This is a genomic window from Microbacterium sp. LMI1x-1-1.1, assembly GCF_040676205.1.
Taxonomy (GTDB): Bacteria; Actinomycetota; Actinomycetes; order Actinomycetales; family Microbacteriaceae; genus Microbacterium; species Microbacterium aquilitoris.
Genome location: NZ_JBEGHM010000003.1, coordinates 121,612 through 138,967, shown reverse-complemented (window position 1 = coordinate 138,967; position 17,356 = coordinate 121,612). Strand labels below are relative to the sequence as shown.

Below are 17,356 nucleotides of genomic sequence, written 5' to 3'. Positions count from 1 at the left end.
GTTTCGGCGGCCATAGCGTGAGGGAAACGCCCGGTTACATTCCGAACCCGGAAGCTAAGCCTCACAGCGCCGATGGTACTGCAGGGGGGACCCTGTGGGAGAGTAGGACACCGCCGGACTTCTTTCGATCGAAAGCCCCGACCAATGCTGGTCGGGGCTTTCGTGGTTAACGTGCACTTTTCCTTTCGGGGACAGCGACTTCTCGGATAAGCTGGTCGGCTCCGCTCTCGGAGCGGAAGGACCATCTCGTGTCGCACATCGACGTTCAGAACGTCTCACTCTCTCTGCCCGACGGGCGCCCACTCCTCGACGACGTCACCTTTCGGGTGCCGTCGGGGAAGACGACGGCGCTCATCGGCCAGAACGGTGCCGGAAAGTCCACCCTGATGAGAATCGTCCGGGGCGACGTGTCTCCGCATGCGGGCGTCGTCACGATCGATGGTGCGCTCGGAGTCATGGACCAGTTCATCGGCCACGGCGCTGCGGGCAGCACCGTCCACGATCTGCTGGTCGCGGTTGCGCCCGCTCGCATCTCCCAGGCGGCGAGGGAACTCGAGGACGCCGAGAACGCCGTCATCATGGCCGACTCCCTCGAGTCACAGATGCGGTATGCCGGCGGCATCGCCGACTACGCCGATGCCGGTGGATACGAATACGAGACGGTGTGGGATACCTGCACGATCGCAGCCCTCGGCATCCCGTTCGATCGAGCTCGCTACCGGGAGCTCGTCACCCTCTCGGGCGGAGAACAGAAGCGCCTGACGCTCGAGGCGTTGCTGCGTGGCACGGATCAGGTGCTGCTGCTCGATGAGCCCGACAACTACCTCGACGTACCCGGTAAGCGCTGGCTCGAGGAGCGCCTCCGCGAAACGGCGAAGACCGTGCTCCTCATCTCGCACGATCGCGAACTCCTCGCCCGTGCGGCGGACCGCATCGTCACCCTCGAGGCGGGCCCGGCAGGCAGTTCCGCGTGGGTGCACGGCGGCGGCTTCGGCACGTACCACCGAGCCCGTGAGGAACGGATGTCGCGGCTCGACGAGTTGCGCCGACGGTGGGATGAGCAGCACGCCGCCCTGAAGAAGTTCGTCGCGGACATGAAGGTGAAAGCGGCAGCGAGCGACGAGTTCGCGTCTCGCTACCGCGCTGCTCAGACGCGGCTGCGGAGGTTCGAGGATGCGGGGCCGCCCGAAGCCCGTCCGATCGAGCAGCGTCTCGACCTGCGGTTGCGAGGCGCCCGGACCGGAAAGCGGGCCGTGGTCGCCGAATCCCTCGAGTTGAGCGGATTGATGAAGCCGTTCGATCTGGAGGTGTGGTTCGGTGACAGGGTCGCCGTCCTCGGCTCCAACGGGTCGGGGAAGTCCCACTTCCTTCGCCTCCTCGCCGGCGGCGGCACCGACCCCGACGCGCTGCTGGGCCATGTGACCGACGCGGGATCAGCCCTCGAGCGAGTGGAGCACGCCGGCCGCGTCAGCCTCGGGGCCCGCGTCGTGCCCGGCTGGTTCGCCCAGACCCACCAGCATCCCGAATACACGGGCCGGACCCTGCTCGACATCCTGCACCGCGGGGACAGCGATCGGAACGGGATGCCGCGGGACGCCGCCAGTTCGGCACTTGACCGCTACGGGCTCGTCGCGCAGGCGGAACAGGCCTTCGATCAGCTGTCCGGAGGCCAGCAGGCGCGCTTTCAGATCCTCCTGCTCGAGCTCTCGGGGGCGACATTGCTCCTGCTGGACGAGCCGACGGACAACCTCGACCTCGTGTCCGCCGAAGCACTGGAGAGCGCCCTGGCGTCGTTCGAGGGCACCGTGCTCGCCGTGACGCACGACCGCTGGTTCGCGCGATCCTTCGATCGCTTCGTCGTCTTCGGTTCCGACGGAGAGGTGTACGAATCGGACGCGCCGGTCTGGGACGAGCAGCGCGTGAGCCGAGTCCGCTGACGGGCGGGGCAGGGGAGAGGGCTCGACGGTAGGCTGGGATGGTGACCATGGAAATCGAGCTCGGCCGCGCCAAGCGCGCGCGTCGCGCGTACGCCTTCGACGACATCGCTGTGGTGCCCTCGCGGCGCACGCGCAACCCCGAGGACGTCTCGACCTCCTGGTCGATCGATGCCTACAGCTTCGGCATCCCTGTCCTGGGCGCACCGATGGATTCGGTCATGAGCCCTCGGACGGCCATCATGCTCGGCCAGCTCGGCGGACTCGGTGTGCTCGACCTCGAGGGGCTCTGGACCCGGTACGACGACCCAGAACCGCTCCTGGCCGAGATCGCCGCGCTGCCGGCGGACGGAGCGACGCGTCGCATGCAGGAGCTATACTCGGCGCCGATCAAGCCTGAGCTCGTGCGCGATCGTCTTGCGGAGATCCGCGCCGCCGGCGTGACCGTCGCCGGCGCGCTCACCCCCCAGCGCACGCAGGATCTCTACGAGACCGTCGTCGCGGCGGGCGTCGACCTTTTCGTCATCCGCGGCACCACCGTCTCGGCGGAGCACGTCTCGAGCGTCGATGAGCCCCTCAACCTCAAGAAGTTCATCTACGACCTCGACGTCCCCGTGATCGTCGGAGGCGCGGCGACCTACACCGCCGCCCTGCACCTCATGCGCACCGGCGCGGCGGGTGTCCTCGTCGGATTCGGTGGGGGAGCGGCATCCACCACCCGTGCGACGCTCGGCCTGCACGCGCCGATGGCCACGGCCGTCGCGGATGTCGCGGGTGCGCGTCGCGACTACCTCGACGAGTCCGGCGGGCGCTACGTTCACGTCATCGCCGACGGCGGGGTGGGCACCTCGGGCGACATCGTGAAGGCGCTCGCGATGGGCGCGGACGCCGTCATGCTCGGCGTCGCCCTCGCCCGCGCCACCGACGCCCCCGGACGCGGCTACCACTGGGGACCCGAATCGCACCACGCGAAGCTGCCGCGCGGCACGCGCGTCGAGGTCGGACAGGTCTCGCCGCTCGAGGAGATCCTGTACGGCCCGGCCCCCGTCGCCGACGGAACGGCCAACCTCATCGGCGCACTGCGGAAGTCGATGGCGACGACCGGATACTCCGATCTCAAGGAGTTCCAGCGCGTCGAGGTCGTTGTCGCGCCGTACGCGTCGTCCCACTGATGACCACCACTCCCGCCGTCGACGACGTCCCCGACGTCTTCCCGCCGACGCTGCGGGAAGTCATGGTCCGACCCTTCTGGATCGGGATGCTGGGCCTCGCCCTGCTCGTCGCCGGGATCTTCGCGTGGCTCGGGCAGTGGCAGCTCGGCAACGCGATCGACACGAACCCTCCCGCCGCCGGCGCGACGGAGAAGGTCCGCCCCCTGGGCGACGTCGTCGCCCCCGGCGTCTATCTGGCGGAACCCCTCGTCGGGCAGCGCGTCGACGTGTCCGGATCCTTCGTCGCGGGAGACTTCCGCGTCGTCACGTCGCGCTACGACGACGGCGAGCCCGGCTTCTGGGTGGCTGGTCAGTTCCGTGTCGACCCGGCCACGCCGGGTGTGGACGGTCCGACGTCGCTGGCAGTGGCCGTCGGGTTCACCGCGGATCGATCGGCGGCGGATGCTGCGGCCTCCGCTCTGAACGAGGACGCCCCGCAGAAGGTCGACCTGACGGGCCGGCTCATCTCGGACGAGGGCGCGAAGGAACCGCCGCGGAACGGCAGCCCCTTCGAGATCGCGGCCATGTCGCCCGCTGCGCTGCTCTCGCAGTGGAGCGATGCGCAGGGGATCGACGTCTACCGTCCGTACCTCGTGTCGTCCGAGGCCTTCGGGGGACTGCAGGAGATCCACTCGCCCGCTCCGACGGAGCTGTCCTCGGTCAACTGGCTCAACATCTTCTACGCCATCGAGTGGGCGGTGTTCGCCGGCTTCGCGTTCTACATGTGGTACCGACTCGCGCGCGATGCGTGGGAGAAGGAAGTCGAACTTCTCACCGAGGGCTATCCCGACTCCGACGCGGCTGAGCAGCTCCCTTCGCGCCCGTAGACTGGAAGCCATGCCCGTTCAGCCCAAACTCGCCTCTTTTCCGGCGATCCGCGGCGCCCTGAAGTTCTACCAGATCGCCTCGATCATCACCGGTGTGGGCCTGCTCCTGCTGGTCACCGAGATGGTCCTCAAGTACACGCCCCTGCACGTCGAGCTCTTCGCGGGTGGGTCGGGCGGGTTGCTGTGGTTCGCCACCGCGATCCCGAGCCCGGACTGCGAGTGGTACTCGCTGTTCGTCCCGGGAAGCAGCACGTGCGACATCGTGTCGACGGGCGACGGCGTGAACATCTCGCTCGCGATCCTCATCGTCCACGGCTGGTTCTACGTCGTGTACCTCTTCGCGTGCTTCCGCGTCTGGAGCCTGATGCGCTGGCGCTTCCCGCGCTTCATCGTCCTGGCCCTCGGGGGCATCGTGCCCCTCTTGTCCTTCTTCATGGAGTCGAAGGTCGCGCGCGAGGTCAGGGAGTACCTGGCCACGCGTGAAGCCGCGGCATCCACCCCCCTCGAGACCCCCACGGAGACCCGGTGACAGAGCAGACCGAAACCTCCCAGCGCCCCGTCCTGGTCGTCGACTTCGGCGCCCAGTACGCGCAGCTGATCGCCCGTCGCGTCCGCGAAGCCGGCGTCTACAGCGAGCTGGTCCCGCACACCGCGACGGCCTCGGAGATCGCCGAGAAGAACCCGGTGGGCATCATCCTCTCGGGCGGCCCGTCCTCGGTGTACGAGGAGGGCGCGCCGCAGCTCGATGCCGGCGTGTTCGACCTCGGCATCCCGACCCTCGGCATCTGCTACGGCTTCCAGGTCATGGCGAAGACGCTCGGCGGTGACGTCGCCAACACGGGACTGCGCGAATACGGTGCGACGGATGCCACGATCGTCACCGACAACGTGCTCCTCGACGGACAGCCGGTCGACCAGAACGTCTGGATGAGCCACGGCGACCAGGTCAGCGCTGCCCCCGACGGCTTCCAGGTGCTCGCCCGGACCGCCGCAACCCCCGTTGCCGCCTTCGCCGACGACGTGCGCAAGTTCTACGGCGTGCAGTGGCACCCCGAGGTCAAGCACTCCGACCACGGCCAGCGCGTGATCGAGAACTTCCTGCACAAGGCCGCGGGCCTCCCCGCGGACTGGAACAGCGACAACGTCATCGCCGAGCAGATCCAGAAGATCCGCGCGCAGGTCGGCACGGGTCGCGTCATCTCGGCGCTCTCCGGCGGTGTGGACTCCGCGGTCTCGACGGCGCTCGTCCACAAGGCGGTCGGCGATCAGCTGACGGCCGTCTTCATCGACCACGGCCTCCTCCGCAAGGGTGAGCGCGAGCAGGTCGAGAACGATTACGTCGCGTCGACCGGCGTGCGTCTGATCACCGTCGACGCCCGGGAGACGTTCCTGGACGCCCTCGCCGGCGTCAGCGACCCCGAGCAGAAGCGCAAGATCATCGGCCGCGAGTTCATCCGCGCCTTCGAGAAGGTGCAGTCCGATCTGATCGCCGAGGCTGCCGCGGACGGCGATCCCATCGGGTTCCTCGTGCAGGGCACGCTGTACCCCGACGTCGTCGAGTCCGGCGGTGGCGCCGGTACGGCGAACATCAAAAGCCACCACAACGTCGGCGGCCTGCCGGAGGACCTTCAGTTCGAACTCGTCGAGCCGCTCCGGACCCTCTTCAAGGACGAGGTCCGTGCGATCGGTCGCGAGCTCGGGCTGCCCGAAGCGATCGTCGGCCGCCAGCCGTTTCCGGGGCCCGGCCTCGGAATCCGCATCGTGGGCGAGGTCACCGCTGACCGTCTCGAGATCCTGCGTGACGCCGATGCCATCGCCCGTGCCGAGCTGACGAAGGCGGGCCTCGACGGCGAGATCTGGCAGTGCCCCGTGGTGCTGCTCGCCGATGTCCGCTCTGTCGGTGTTCAGGGCGACGGCCGGACCTACGGGCACCCGATCGTCCTCCGTCCGGTGTCGAGCGAGGACGCCATGACGGCGGACTGGACGCGACTGCCCTACGACGTGCTCTCGAAGATCAGCAACCGCATCACGAACGAGGTGCGCGAGGTCAACCGGGTGGTGCTCGACGTCACGTCGAAGCCCCCGGGGACCATCGAGTGGGAGTGAGTCACGGGGGTCGCCCCCGTGACGGTGCACTCCACCGCCTCTTGACACGGCCCGTGCCTCACCATCAGAGTGAGCGCGGGACCCAGCCCCTTTCTGCACCGCCGTCTGAGGAGGGGGTGAGGCGTTGATCGAGCGTTCGCGCACGCAGCCGTACGCGCAGTTCGTCCTGGCCGCCGCCAGCCTCATCGTGGTGCTCATCCTCGGGACCATCGACAGTGAGCGGGTCACCCCGCTGCTGCTCGCCGGATTCGGTGTCATCGTGCTCAGTACGGCGGCGATGACCGCGATCTGGCTCGTGCAGCCGTCGCGGCACACCGGATGGCTCGCGGTGGTGCCGCTGCTGCAGATCGTGGCCTGCGTGCCGGTGAGGGATGCCGGCGTCGATGTGCTGCCCTCGGCGTCGATGCTCATCATCTTCCCGCTCGGGTGGCTCGCCTTCGCGTTCCCCCCTGCCCTCGCCGCAGCAGGCGTCCTGCTGACCGCGCTCGGACCCCTCGTGCAGGTGCTGGCCACCGGCGGCATCCAAGGTGTCCAGGACATCGTGTCGATCCTGGCCTTGCCGATCCTCTCAGCCTTCGTCGCCGTCACCGTCGGCATCATCGCGCGGCATCTGGCCCGAATGCGGGAGACGATGCAGAGCGTCTCGACGGAGCTGGAGCACGCTATGCGTCTGTCGGGGCGCGACACCGCCATGCTGCGGGCGACGCTCGACGCGACGGACAACGCCGTCGCGGTCTTCGGATCGGACGGGCGCCCCATCCTGCTGAACGCCGTCGCCGCCGAGATCAGTGGCAGGTCCGGGATCGACGACGTCGACCGGGACGGCTTCGCGTCGCTCATCTGGCGGGCGGATCCCTCGATGCCGCTCGAAGCGACGTCGGCGGACTTCGTCGAGCGCGTCCGCTCCGGCGACTTCGCGGCGCCCCGCACCGTCGAGTTCGGCGGCGATCCGCGTCGCGTCATGCAGGTCATCGTCCGTCCTGTCGTTGCGGGCGGCGACGAGGTCGGCATCGTTATCGTCGGTCAGGACGTCACCGAACTCGTCAACGCCGTCGAAGTCCGCGACCGATTCCTGAGCACCGTCGGCCATGAGTTCCGCACGCCGCTCACCGTCATCCTGGGTCATACCGACATCGCTCTGATGAACGGTTCCCCTGAGACCGAGCGCTGGGAGGCGGTGGAACGCTCCGCGGAGCGCCTGCTGCGCCTCGTCGAACGTCTCATCGCCGCAGGTCAGACGACGCGGGACGTCGAGGCCCGCTCCGGTGCCTCGCACGTCGGACCGGTCGTCAAGCATGCCGTGACGGAGGTGGCGGCCCGCGCGAAGGAGCGTGGGATCGGCATCCAGATCGGAGCGATGCCCGAGCGTGCCGCCCGGATCGCCGTGCGCGATCTCGCCTCGATCCTCGAGGAACTGCTGCGGAACGCGGTCGAGTTCACTCGGGCCGACGGCGGGGACGTCGTCGTCTCGGCGCACGAGGACGGACGCGACATCGTCGTGACCGTCGCGGATGAGGGCGTCGGGATGACGGAGCAGGAGCGCGTCCACGCCTTCGAACGGTTCTACCGGGCCCCCTATGCCCACGATGCGGCGATCCCGGGGACGGGCATCGGCCTCTCCAACGCGGCATCCCTCGCCGAGGCGTACGGTGCGAGCGTCTCGCTCGAGCCCCACACGCCGCGCGGCACCGTCGCGGTCCTGCGGCTGCCGTCCTGACTCGCGGCGTGCCGGCGGTGGGGTCGCCGCGCGGGGCGGCGCGCGCTGGGGGCGGCGCACGATCACCGAGACTGCACGCCCGCGCCGAGACCGCGGCTCGGGGCAGCTGTCTCGCGCGCCGCGTGCAGTCTCGCGGTGTGCGAGAGGCGGGCGCTCGCAGATGGCGGCACCGGGGGAGCGAGCACCGGGCGGCGAGACTGCACGTGTATGACGAGACCGCGATGCGGGGCCGCAGTCTCGAGGCCCACGTGCAGTCTCGCGGAGAGAGGTGTGCGCCGAAACGACGAAGGCCGCCCGGTCACCCGGACGGCCTTCGTCGTTACGCGTTGCGTGAGGTCAGTTGTTGCCCCGCAGGATGGCGATCATGCGGAGGATCTCGACGTACAGCCACACGACGGTGACCATGATGCCGAAGGCGCCGATCCACCCGAACTGGCGGGGAGCGCCGTTTCGGGCGCCCTGCTGGACGAGGTCGAAGTCGAGCACCAGCGAGTACGCCGCCATGATGACGACGAGGACGCCGATGACGAGGCCCACCGGGAACGGCCCGATCTTCGCGCTGTGCAGACCGAACATCATGTCCTGGGGGAGGACATTCGTCCACATGAGGACGAGGTTGAGCAGCGAGAAGACCATGTAGCCGACCATCGCGATCATGAAGATCTTCGTCGCCTTCGCAGAGGCACGGATCTTTCCGCTCGCGAACAGTGCCAGCGTCGTTCCGACGACGGCGACCGTGGCCAGCGTCGCCTGCATGACGATGCCGGGCCAGATGAACTCGAAGAACGCCGAGATGCCACCGACGAAAAGTCCCTCGAAGGCCGCGTAGGCGAAGATCAGGGCGGGCCGGACCTTCTTGCGCGACGTGAACGAGATGACGAGGGCGAGGACGAAGCCACCCAGGGCGCCGATGATCCAGGGCATCATCGTCGGAACCGGGTTCTCGACGCTCACCGGAGCCAGCGTCCAGACCCAGCCGACGACGGCGGTGACCAGAAGGATTCCGAAGAGCATGAGGGTCTTGAGGACGGTGTCCTCAACCGTCATGCGGCCCGTGGCGGCGGACGAGGCGGTCGGAGCCGCGTACATCCCCTCGAGCTGGGCGTTCGACGCGACGTCGGCGGCCTGGTGCGAGGCTGCCGCGTAGTTCGTCTGGGCTGCCGGGGGAGTCAGGCCGGGGCGCTGCTCCTGGAAGACCGGATTGTTGAAGGCAAAATTGCCGGACGCTGCCATTGTGTGTCTCACTCCAAAAGTCGACTCACAGCGCTGTGCTGTCGATCCAGCGTATCGGACCGTCATTCCGCGGGTGGGGACCCCCGCTGTGAGAGGACTATGAGGGTCATCTGGTGACGGCGCACGACAGCGGCCGATCCCGGTCCGCTCGCTAGCCTGGGCGCATGTCGCGCAGCCGTCCGCTCATCATCGGCCACCGCGGAGCCCCCGGCTATTGTCCCGAGCATTCCCTCGCCTCGTACGAGCTCGCCCTCGACCTGGGCGTCGACGCCGTGGAACCCGACGTCGTGTTCACGAAGGACGGCGTGGCCGTCATCCGTCACGAGAACGAGATCGGCTCGACGACGGACGTCGCCGACCATCCCGAGTTCGCGTCCCGCCGGACCACCAAGCGGGTCGACGGCAGCGACCACACCGGCTGGTTCGTCGAGGATTTCACCTGGGAGGAGCTCGCCGCCCTGCGGTGTCGGGAACGTCTGCCGAAGCTCCGGACGCGCAGCGCCGACTTCGACGACCGGTATCCGATCCTTCGGCTGCGGACGCTCCTCGACCTGGTCGCCACGGCGGGCGACCGCGAGGGACGGGCGATCGGGGTCGTCCTCGAGATCAAGCACGCGACCTACTTCGCCTCGCTCGGGTACGACGTGGCGGCCCTCCTCGCGGCGGAACTGCGGAGCGCGGGGTGGGACAGCGGCGTGCGGCCGCTCGTGATCGAGTCGTTCGAACAGCACATCCTGCAGCGGATGCGGGACCGCGGCATCCGGGCCCATTTCATCTATCTGCTCGAGGCGGAGGGCAGCGCGCACGATCTCCTCGCCGCTCAGGGGCCCGACGCGCCGACGTACGCGGAGCAGCTCACCGGGGCGGGCCTCGACCGGCTGGCGCGGGAGGTCGACGGCATCAGCCTCGACAAGCGCCTCATTCTCGACGATCCGCGCGGCGATGACGGTGTCGTGGCCGAAGCCCATCGCCGCGGGCTCGACGTCTACACGTGGACGTGTCGACCCGAGAACGCGTTCCTCTCCCCGTCCTTCCGGCGCGGGACCACCGATGCGGCGTTCGGGGACTGGGAGGGGGAGTGGCGGCGCATCGCGGATGCCGGCGTCGACGGGGTCTTCGTCGACCACCCGGACCTGGGGGTCGCGTTCTTCGGACGCTCAGGTGCCGATCGGTAGAATGGATGCCGGTGCGTCAGCACCCCGTGTAACTACCTGATCCGTGGAGAGTCAAGGCGGCACGACGCCTCGTCTGCACGGAGGTCACACATGCCCCTCACCGATTCGACGCCGGTGCGCCCGGTGGAACGCGACAGCCCGATCCGCACCCTCGCGGCGAGCATCGGCATCGGCTACTTCGCCATCGCTCTGATCGCGCGCCTGCCGTACGCGATGATCGTCGTCGGCGTCCTCACGATGGTCGTCGACGCCCGCGGGTCCCTCGCCGTCGGCGGGCTCACCTCTGCGATGGTCGGGCTCGGCACGATCGCCACCGGCCCGCTCATCGGCGCCGCCGCAGACCGCTGGGGTCAGCGCCCCGTGCTTCTGCTCGCGGCACTCGTCCAGAGCCTCGTCCTCGTCGCGCTCGTGGCCGTCGCCTACGGAGACACCCCCGAGGGGATGCTCCTGCTCGTGTCGGTGCTCGCCGGTGCGACCGCACCGCAGGTGTCGCCGATGTCGCGCGCCCGCCTGGTCGGCGCGATCGGCCGGATGCGGTTGGCGCGGGGTGCGCACGGCCGGCTGCAGGAGTCGACGATGGGCTACGAGTCCGCCGTCGATGAGATCGTCTTCGTCTTCGGTCCCGTCCTCGTCGGCGTCGTCGCCATCGCCGCGACTCCGGCCGCGCCCGTGCTCGCGGCCGCGGCGCTGACGCTCGTCTTCGTCACCGCGTTCGCGTTGCATCCGACGGCACGCACCGCCGGTCACGCGTCCGAGGCGGGCGACCGCGAACCTGCGCGGCGCATCGCGCGTCCCGGCATCCTGCTCGCCGCCGGCGGCACCCTCGCGACCGGGCTCTTCTTCGGGGCCATGCTCACGTCGCTGACCGCTTTCGCCAAGGCCGGCGGATTCCCCGAGCAGACCGGCATCCTCTACGGGATCATGGGCATCGGGTCGGCGATCCTCGCCCTCGGGGTCGGGCTCCTGCCGCGCCGGTTCGCGCTCGCGTGGCGGTGGATCGCCTTCACGACGATCCTGCTCGTCGGCGCCGTCCTCGCCGCCGGTGCGACGGGAGTCCTGTCGATGGGATGGGCACTGGCACTCGCCGGGTGCGGCATCGGCCCCACCCTTGCGACGCTCTACGCGCTCGCCGCCGCCCGCTCGCCGCGCGGGCGCGAGGCCACCGTCATGGCCGTCCTCGGGTCGTCGGTCGTCGTCGGTCAGGCGCTCGCGAGCATGATCGTGGGCTCGCTGGCCGAGTCGGCGGGCCCCTCGGTCGCGCTGTGGGCACCCGTCGTCGCCGTCGTCCTCCTGCTGGTGTTCGGCCTTCTGAACCTCCGGGTCGGTCGGATCCGCCCCGGATCGGACACCGCCACCCCCTAGGGTGAGCGCATGACTAATGCCGGCATCGTCGCCGAGGGGGTGCGACGGTCCTTCGGGAACGTGCATGCCGTCCGGGGCGTCACCTTCCAGGCGCCCGAGGGCGCGGTCACGGGGCTCGTGGGCCCCAACGGCGCAGGCAAGACGACGCTGCTGCTCATGCTCGCCTCCCTCCTCGCTCCCGACGCCGGCACGATCCGCATCGGGGGAGTGGATCCCGTCGCAGAACCGGCTGCCGCGCGCGCGAAGCTCGGCTGGATGCCCGACAGCCTCGGTGCCTGGCCGTCCCTCTCGGCGCGGGAGACGATCTCGGTGACCGGGCGGCTGTCCGGACTGAGCCCGGCCGCGGCGACCTCTCGAGCCACGGAGCTGCTGACGACGGTGGGGCTCGAGACGCTCGGCGACGCTCCGGCCCGAGTCCTCTCGCGCGGCCAGAAGCAGCGGCTCGGACTCGCGCGAGCCCTCGTCCACGACCCGCAGGTGCTGCTCCTCGACGAGCCGGCATCCGGTCTCGATCCGCAGGCGCGCATCGACCTGCGACTCCTCCTGCGCGCTCTCGCCGCGGAAGGCCGCACCGTGCTCGTGTCGAGTCACATCCTCTCCGAGCTCGAAGAGGTCGTCGACGACGCGGTCTTCATGATGCAGGGCGAGACGGTCAGCTCCGAGCGCGTCGCTGAAGCCGCGGGCCGCGCGCGGACGTGGCGTATCCGCCTCGCCGGTCGAGACGGCGTCTCCGCAGCCCTCCCCGTCGCACAGGCTCTGGGACTCGACGTGGCGACGCTGCCGGTCGACCGGCGCGACGTCCTCGTCAGCTTCGAGGGGGATGCCGCGGCGGCGGCCGGCCTCACCGCCCTCGTGTCGGCGGGGCTCCCGGTCGCTGAGTTCTCCGCGGCCAGCGGCATCCTGGAACACACCTTCCTCGACCTCGAAGGAGGTGCGCGATGAACGCCTCGCGCCTGTGGACCATCGCCCGCCTCGACCTCACGCAGCGCATCCGGACGATCTCCTGGTACGTCCTGCTCGGGGTCTTCGCCGTCGTCCTCGTCGGAACGACGGCGCTCTCGTTCCTCTCCTTCTCGTATCTGGACGATTCCGGGCCCGGCGTCTACTCCGTCGTCGTCCTCGTCACGCTGCTGCTCATCGTCCTCGTCTCGCCGACCCTCAGCGGGAACTCGATCAACGGCGACCGGGATGCCGCGACGCTCGCACCCCTGCAGGTAACCCAGGCCACGACCACCGAGATCGTGCTCGGGAAGTTCCTGGCGGCCTGGCTCACGGGACTGACGTTCGCCGCCGTCGCCGTTCCCTTCCTCGTCATCGCGACGTTCGGCGGCGGAGTCGAACCGATCACGGTCCTCGCATCGACCGCCATCCTCGTCGCCGAGACCGGTGTCGTCGCCGCGTTCGGCACGGCGCTCAGCGGCGTCCTCGCCCGCCCGCTCTTCTCGGTCGCGGCCACCTACCTCGTTGTCGCCGCCCTCACCATCGGGACCCCGATCGCCTTCGGGCTGATCGGCTCGAGCATCGCCTCCGAGCGCACAGAGCGCTACCTGACGGCGCAGTACGATCCGACGACCGGCGCGCCCGTCTGCGAGGACGGAACCACGAACTGCGCCAGCGACCTGTCGCAGCAGGTCTGCGAGGAGGAGGGGCCGCCGACGACCTCTCGGATTCCCCGCTTCGACTACGTGTGGTGGATCCTCGCCGCGAACCCCTTCGTCATCCTCGCCGACGCGACACCGAGCGGGTTCACCGTCGACGGGTATCCCGACGACCTGTTCGGTCAGACGAAGTACGCCGTCCGGCAGGCCCAGGTCGCTCCGGATCTCGATTACGTGTACGACGAGTGCGACCCCGAGCAGAACGGACCGACGGCGGAGGAGGTCGTCGCCTCGACCGTGCCCAGCTGGTTCATCGGGCTGGGCGGTCAGGTCATCGTCGCCACCCTCCTGCTGTGGTGGGCGGTCTCGCGGACCCGCACGCCGGCGCGGCGTCTGCCCCCGGGGACGCGCATCGCCTGAGCCGCGCGTGAGGATCCTCTCATCTGCGCACATTCTTCTTGGGAGATCGTCAGGGGGTGCATAGCCTCCAATCAGCCTCGGCTGCGGCATCCGACTGGGATGTTCCGCGACAGCCCCGCCGAGCGCTCTTCCCAGAAGGAAAGGCGGTCCCCTTTTGCACCGACGCATCTTGGCAGTCGCGGGCGTCCTCGCGCTCTCGCTGCCCGCGACCGCGGCTCTCACCGCGACCCCCGATGAAGACCCCACTGCACGCTTCGACCGCAGCACGTCGGCGGGAGCGATCGACAGCTCCTTCCGTGCTGCTTCGATCGATCCCGATCGCCAGGTCTCGGTCGTCATCGAGATGGAGGGCGATCCCGTCGCCGTCGTCGAGGCCGAGGAAGGCCGTTCGCTGAGCAAGAGCGAGCGCACCGACGTCAAGAAGGACCTCAAGGCTGCCCAGGACAAGATCCGTTCCGGGATCACCGAGCGCGGCGGGAAGATCCGCGCGCAGATGCAGTCCGCTTACAACGGCATCCAGGCCACCGTGCCCACCGCGCAGCTCGATGACGTCGCTGCGCTCCCCGGCGTCGTCGCCGTCCACCCCGTCGTCACGCACGAACTCGACAACGCCGTCTCCGTGCCGTTCCTCGGCGTTCCCCAGGTGTGGGAGAGCACCGGCTACACGGGCAAGCGCGTCAAGGTCGCCATCATCGACACCGGCATCGACTACACCCACGCCGGCTTCGGCGGCCCGGGGACGGTCGACGCGTACAAGGCAGCGGCAGCGGCATCCGACAAGCCGGCTGACCCGGCCCTGTTCGGTCCCAAGGCTCCCCGCGTCAAGGGCGGCATCGACCTCGTCGGCGACGCCTACGACGCCGGCGGCACGGGCGACGCGCTCGTCCCCAAGCCCGACGCGAACCCCCTCGACTGCGAGGGCCACGGTTCGCACGTCGCCGGCACCACCGCCGGCTCGGGCGTCCTGCCCGACGGGTCCACCTACAAGGGCCCGTACGACGCGTCGACCCCGTCCGTCGACTTCGGCATCGGCCCCGGCGTCGCCCCCCAGGCCGACCTTTACGCCGTGCGCGTCTTCGGCTGCGACGGCTCGACGGACATGACCATCCAGGCCATCGACTGGGCCGTGGACAACGGCATGGACGTCATCAACATGTCGCTCGGCTCCTCGTTCGGACGCGGCGACGACCCGAGCGCGGTGGCTGCGGCCAACGCCGTCGGCGCCGGCGTCGTCGTGGTGGCCTCGGCCGGCAACTCCGGCCCGAGCCCGTACCTCACCGGCTCGCCCGGCAGCGGCGACGGTGTGATCGCCGTCTCGGCGGTCGACAGCACCGCGACCTTCCCCGGCGCGCAGCTGACCGTCGGCGGCAAGGCAGTCGAGGCGATCAACGCCAACGGCGCCTCGCTCAAGGGTCTCGGCACACTGACCGTCGTCCGACTCACCGACGACCCCGCGACCACGGCCAACGAGGCGCTCGGGTGCGCGGCATCCGACTACACCCGCGTCGGCGTGAAGAGCGGCGGCAACCAGATCGCGGTCTCCCAGCGCGGCACGTGTGCGCGTGCGGCGAAGGCGATCTTCGCCCAGCAGGCGGGTGCGAAGGCGGCTGTCATGGTCAACTCGACCGACGACCTCCCGCCCTACGAAGGAACGATCGACGAGAACCCGGACGACGGCACGCCCTACGACGTGACGATCCCGTTCCTGGGTGTCCGTTCCTCCAGCGGCGCGGCCTTCGTCAACGGCGCAGCCGTGACGATCAAGGGCAAGACGATCGCGAACCCGGCCTTCCGCAAGTACGCGTCGTTCAGCTCGTCGGGTCCGCGCAGCGGCGACAGCTCGATCAGCCCCGACGTGGCGGCCCCCGGCGTGTCGATCTCGTCGGTCGCCGTCGGCACCGGAAGCGCCCCCAGCGTCCTGTCGGGCACGTCGATGGCTGCCCCGCATGTGGCCGGCGTCGCCGCGCTCACCGTGCAGGCGCACCCGAGCTGGAACTCCGAGCAGATCTCGGCAGCGCTCGTGTCGACCGCGAACCCGGAGGGAGTGGACGGCATCGACCCGACCCGCGGCGGCGTGGGCCTCGTCGACACGGCGCAGGCGGTCGCCACGAAGGTCACGGCGACCGGTGACAGCTTCACGACCGAGAGCGGCAAGGTCCGCGAGGCGGCGCTGAGCTTCGGTTTCGACGAGTCGGACGGCACCATCACCGGCTCGAAGCGGGTCACGGTTCGCAACGACGGCAAGAAGCCGGTGACGTTCGCCGTCTCGACCGCGCCGTCCGCGCAGTCGCTGAAGGCGAAGCTCACGGTGAGCTCGAAGAAGGTCACCGTCGCCGCAGGCAAGACGGCGTCTGTCCGCGTCGCGGTCTCGATCCCGGCATCCTCGATCCCGGGTTCGCTCTCGGGCGACGACCAGTTCTCGTTCTCGGAGGTCTCCGGTGACGTGGTCCTGACGGCGCCCGGCTCGACCCTCCGCGTGCCGTACCTGCTCGTCCCGCGCTCCAACAGCGACGTGACGGTGAAGGGTTCGCTCACGTCGCGCGGTCGGGTCACCGACGCCGACCGGACCCTCGAGCTGCGCAACGCCAAGGGTGCTCTGGATGCGGCGGCCGACGTCTACACGTGGGGCCTGTCGGACAAGAAGGATGCCCCGAAGGCGATCGCCGACACCGGGTACGACCTCCGGGCCGCCGGCGTGCAGTCGTTCGCGACGGCGGGTGGCGACCAGCTGGCCGTCTTCGCGGTCAACACGCACTCGCGCTGGTCGAATGCGGCATCCAACGAGTTCGACGTCGTGATCGATTCCGACCGCGACGGCAAGCCCGACTGGGTGGTCCTGTCATACGACTCGGGCGCGGTCCGCGCCGGAGACGTCGACGGGGTGGCCGAGGTGTTCGTCCAGAACGTCAAGACCGGCGAGCTGGCACCCAGCGGGTACCTCGCTCAGGCTCCGACCGACAGCAGCACGATCCTGCTGCCGGTGAACCTCGCCGACCTCGGCATCACGGGGCCGTTCGCCTACACGGTGCAGTCCTTCAGCGGGACGACCGACGGCAGCGACTCGTTCGCCGGAACGGCCACGTACGACCCGAGCAAGCCCGCCATCAGCAACGGCCAGTACGAGGTCGTGCCGAAGGGCGGCACCGCCTCGGTGACGGTGCGGACGAATTCAGGGGCCTACGCCGCGCAGAAGCCGCTCGGCGCGATGGTGGTCGTGGTCGACAACGAGTCGGGCGCCGACGAGGCGCTGCTGGTGAAGACCCAGTAGCGATCGCGAAGGTCACGGAGGGGGCGGTGCGTCGATGGACGCGCCGCCCTCTTCGGCATCCGTCGTCAGCGCTCGCAGAGTCGAGGCTCGTCGCCGGTGCCGAAACGGTAGTCGAAAGTGCGGTCGTCCACTCGGACGACGACGCGGTACCCGTCCACGAGCGCCTGCGTGTAGGACATGCCGGGGGCGGGGCAGCCCAGGGCGCCGCTCGAAAACTGGACGCGCTCGGCGGAGACGACGTCCGGCTCGCCCGTCACGCCGCGGGCCGAGAGATCGGCCAGGAGGGCGTCCCATTTCGCCGGCGGCAGGTCCGCGGCCGAACCGGTCGGCCCGAGAGGTGCGGGGCTCGCCGTGCGGAACGGCGGGCGGCTCGAGGTCGGGTTCTCGCCGGGGGCGGGCATGGCGGGTCCTTCCGTCGCGCACGCGGTGAGCATGAGGGCTGCCCACAGGAGGGTGACCGCGGCGGCTGAGCGAGATGTGCGCATGAGGAGACCTCCTGCGCCGA

The 17,356-nt window shown here is 69.7% G+C and carries 13 protein-coding genes and 1 rRNA gene; 12 read left to right on the top strand and 2 right to left on the bottom strand.

Features of this window, described 5'->3' with window-relative positions:
• Positions 1-2: 2 nt before the first annotated feature.
• From rrf to MRBLMI1x_RS14475, 7 genes are all read left to right on the top strand, one after another.
• Positions 3-119, top strand: a 5S ribosomal RNA gene (rrf, locus tag MRBLMI1x_RS14505).
• Positions 120-248: 129 nt separating this feature from the next.
• Positions 249-1,937 carry an ABC-F family ATP-binding cassette domain-containing protein gene (locus MRBLMI1x_RS14500; RefSeq protein ID WP_363459581.1) on the top strand — a complete coding sequence of 563 codons (1,689 nt, stop codon included), beginning with the start codon at positions 249-251 and terminating at the stop codon, positions 1,935-1,937.
• A gap of 47 nt (positions 1,938-1,984) precedes the next feature.
• Positions 1,985-3,106 carry a GuaB3 family IMP dehydrogenase-related protein gene (locus MRBLMI1x_RS14495; RefSeq protein ID WP_018188924.1) on the top strand — a complete coding sequence of 374 codons (1,122 nt, stop codon included), beginning with the start codon at positions 1,985-1,987 and terminating at the stop codon, positions 3,104-3,106.
• Positions 3,106-3,972 carry an SURF1 family protein gene (locus tag MRBLMI1x_RS14490; protein ID WP_363459579.1) on the top strand — a complete coding sequence of 289 codons (867 nt, stop codon included), beginning with the start codon at positions 3,106-3,108 and terminating at the stop codon, positions 3,970-3,972. Before MRBLMI1x_RS14495 ends, MRBLMI1x_RS14490 begins: the two co-directional genes overlap by 1 nt.
• 10 nt (positions 3,973-3,982) lie before the next feature.
• Positions 3,983-4,501: a DUF3817 domain-containing protein gene (locus MRBLMI1x_RS14485; protein ID WP_018188922.1), complete on the top strand. Its 519-nt coding sequence runs from the start codon at positions 3,983-3,985 to the stop codon at positions 4,499-4,501.
• The gene (guaA, locus tag MRBLMI1x_RS14480; protein WP_018188921.1) at positions 4,498-6,078 is read left to right on the top strand and encodes a glutamine-hydrolyzing GMP synthase; all 1,581 of its coding nucleotides are present in this window, start codon (positions 4,498-4,500) and stop codon (positions 6,076-6,078) included. Before MRBLMI1x_RS14485 ends, guaA begins: the two co-directional genes overlap by 4 nt.
• A 124-nt stretch (positions 6,079-6,202) precedes the next feature.
• Positions 6,203-7,795, top strand: a complete 1,593-nt coding sequence (locus tag MRBLMI1x_RS14475) for a sensor histidine kinase (protein WP_018188920.1) — start codon at positions 6,203-6,205, stop codon at positions 7,793-7,795.
• Positions 7,796-8,131: 336 nt separating this feature from the next.
• Here the strand turns inward: MRBLMI1x_RS14475 and MRBLMI1x_RS14470 are convergent, their stop codons facing one another.
• A complete protein-coding gene (locus MRBLMI1x_RS14470) occupies positions 8,132-9,028 on the bottom strand; it encodes a Bax inhibitor-1/YccA family protein (RefSeq protein WP_363459587.1) in 897 nt (298 codons plus the stop codon).
• A gap of 164 nt (positions 9,029-9,192) precedes the next feature.
• On the opposite strand from MRBLMI1x_RS14470, the gene MRBLMI1x_RS14465 reads away from it, so the two are divergent.
• The 5 genes from MRBLMI1x_RS14465 (at position 9,193) to MRBLMI1x_RS14445 (ending at position 16,851) form a co-directional block, all read left to right on the top strand.
• Positions 9,193-10,203 carry a glycerophosphodiester phosphodiesterase family protein gene (locus MRBLMI1x_RS14465; RefSeq protein WP_363459576.1) on the top strand — a complete coding sequence of 337 codons (1,011 nt, stop codon included), beginning with the start codon at positions 9,193-9,195 and terminating at the stop codon, positions 10,201-10,203.
• A 90-nt stretch (positions 10,204-10,293) separates the two neighbouring features.
• Positions 10,294-11,565, top strand: coding sequence for an MFS transporter (locus tag MRBLMI1x_RS14460; RefSeq protein WP_363459574.1), 1,272 nt, complete (start codon positions 10,294-10,296; stop codon positions 11,563-11,565).
• Positions 11,566-11,574: 9 nt separating this feature from the next.
• On the top strand, positions 11,575-12,507 hold the full coding sequence (locus tag MRBLMI1x_RS14455; protein ID WP_018188916.1) for an ABC transporter ATP-binding protein: 933 nt from the start codon (positions 11,575-11,577) through the stop codon (positions 12,505-12,507).
• Positions 12,504-13,583, top strand: a complete 1,080-nt coding sequence (locus tag MRBLMI1x_RS14450; RefSeq protein WP_336124620.1) for an ABC transporter permease — start codon at positions 12,504-12,506, stop codon at positions 13,581-13,583. The genes MRBLMI1x_RS14455 and MRBLMI1x_RS14450 overlap by 4 nt, the downstream gene beginning before the upstream one ends.
• A gap of 169 nt (positions 13,584-13,752) precedes the next feature.
• A complete protein-coding gene (locus MRBLMI1x_RS14445; protein WP_363459571.1) occupies positions 13,753-16,851 on the top strand; it encodes a S8 family peptidase in 3,099 nt (1,032 codons plus the stop codon).
• A gap of 65 nt (positions 16,852-16,916) precedes the next feature.
• Here MRBLMI1x_RS14445 and MRBLMI1x_RS14440 read toward each other — a convergent pair whose 3' ends face one another.
• Positions 16,917-17,336, bottom strand: coding sequence for a hypothetical protein (locus tag MRBLMI1x_RS14440; RefSeq protein WP_018188913.1), 420 nt, complete (start codon positions 17,334-17,336; stop codon positions 16,917-16,919).
• Between the last annotated feature and the right edge of the window lie 20 nt (positions 17,337-17,356).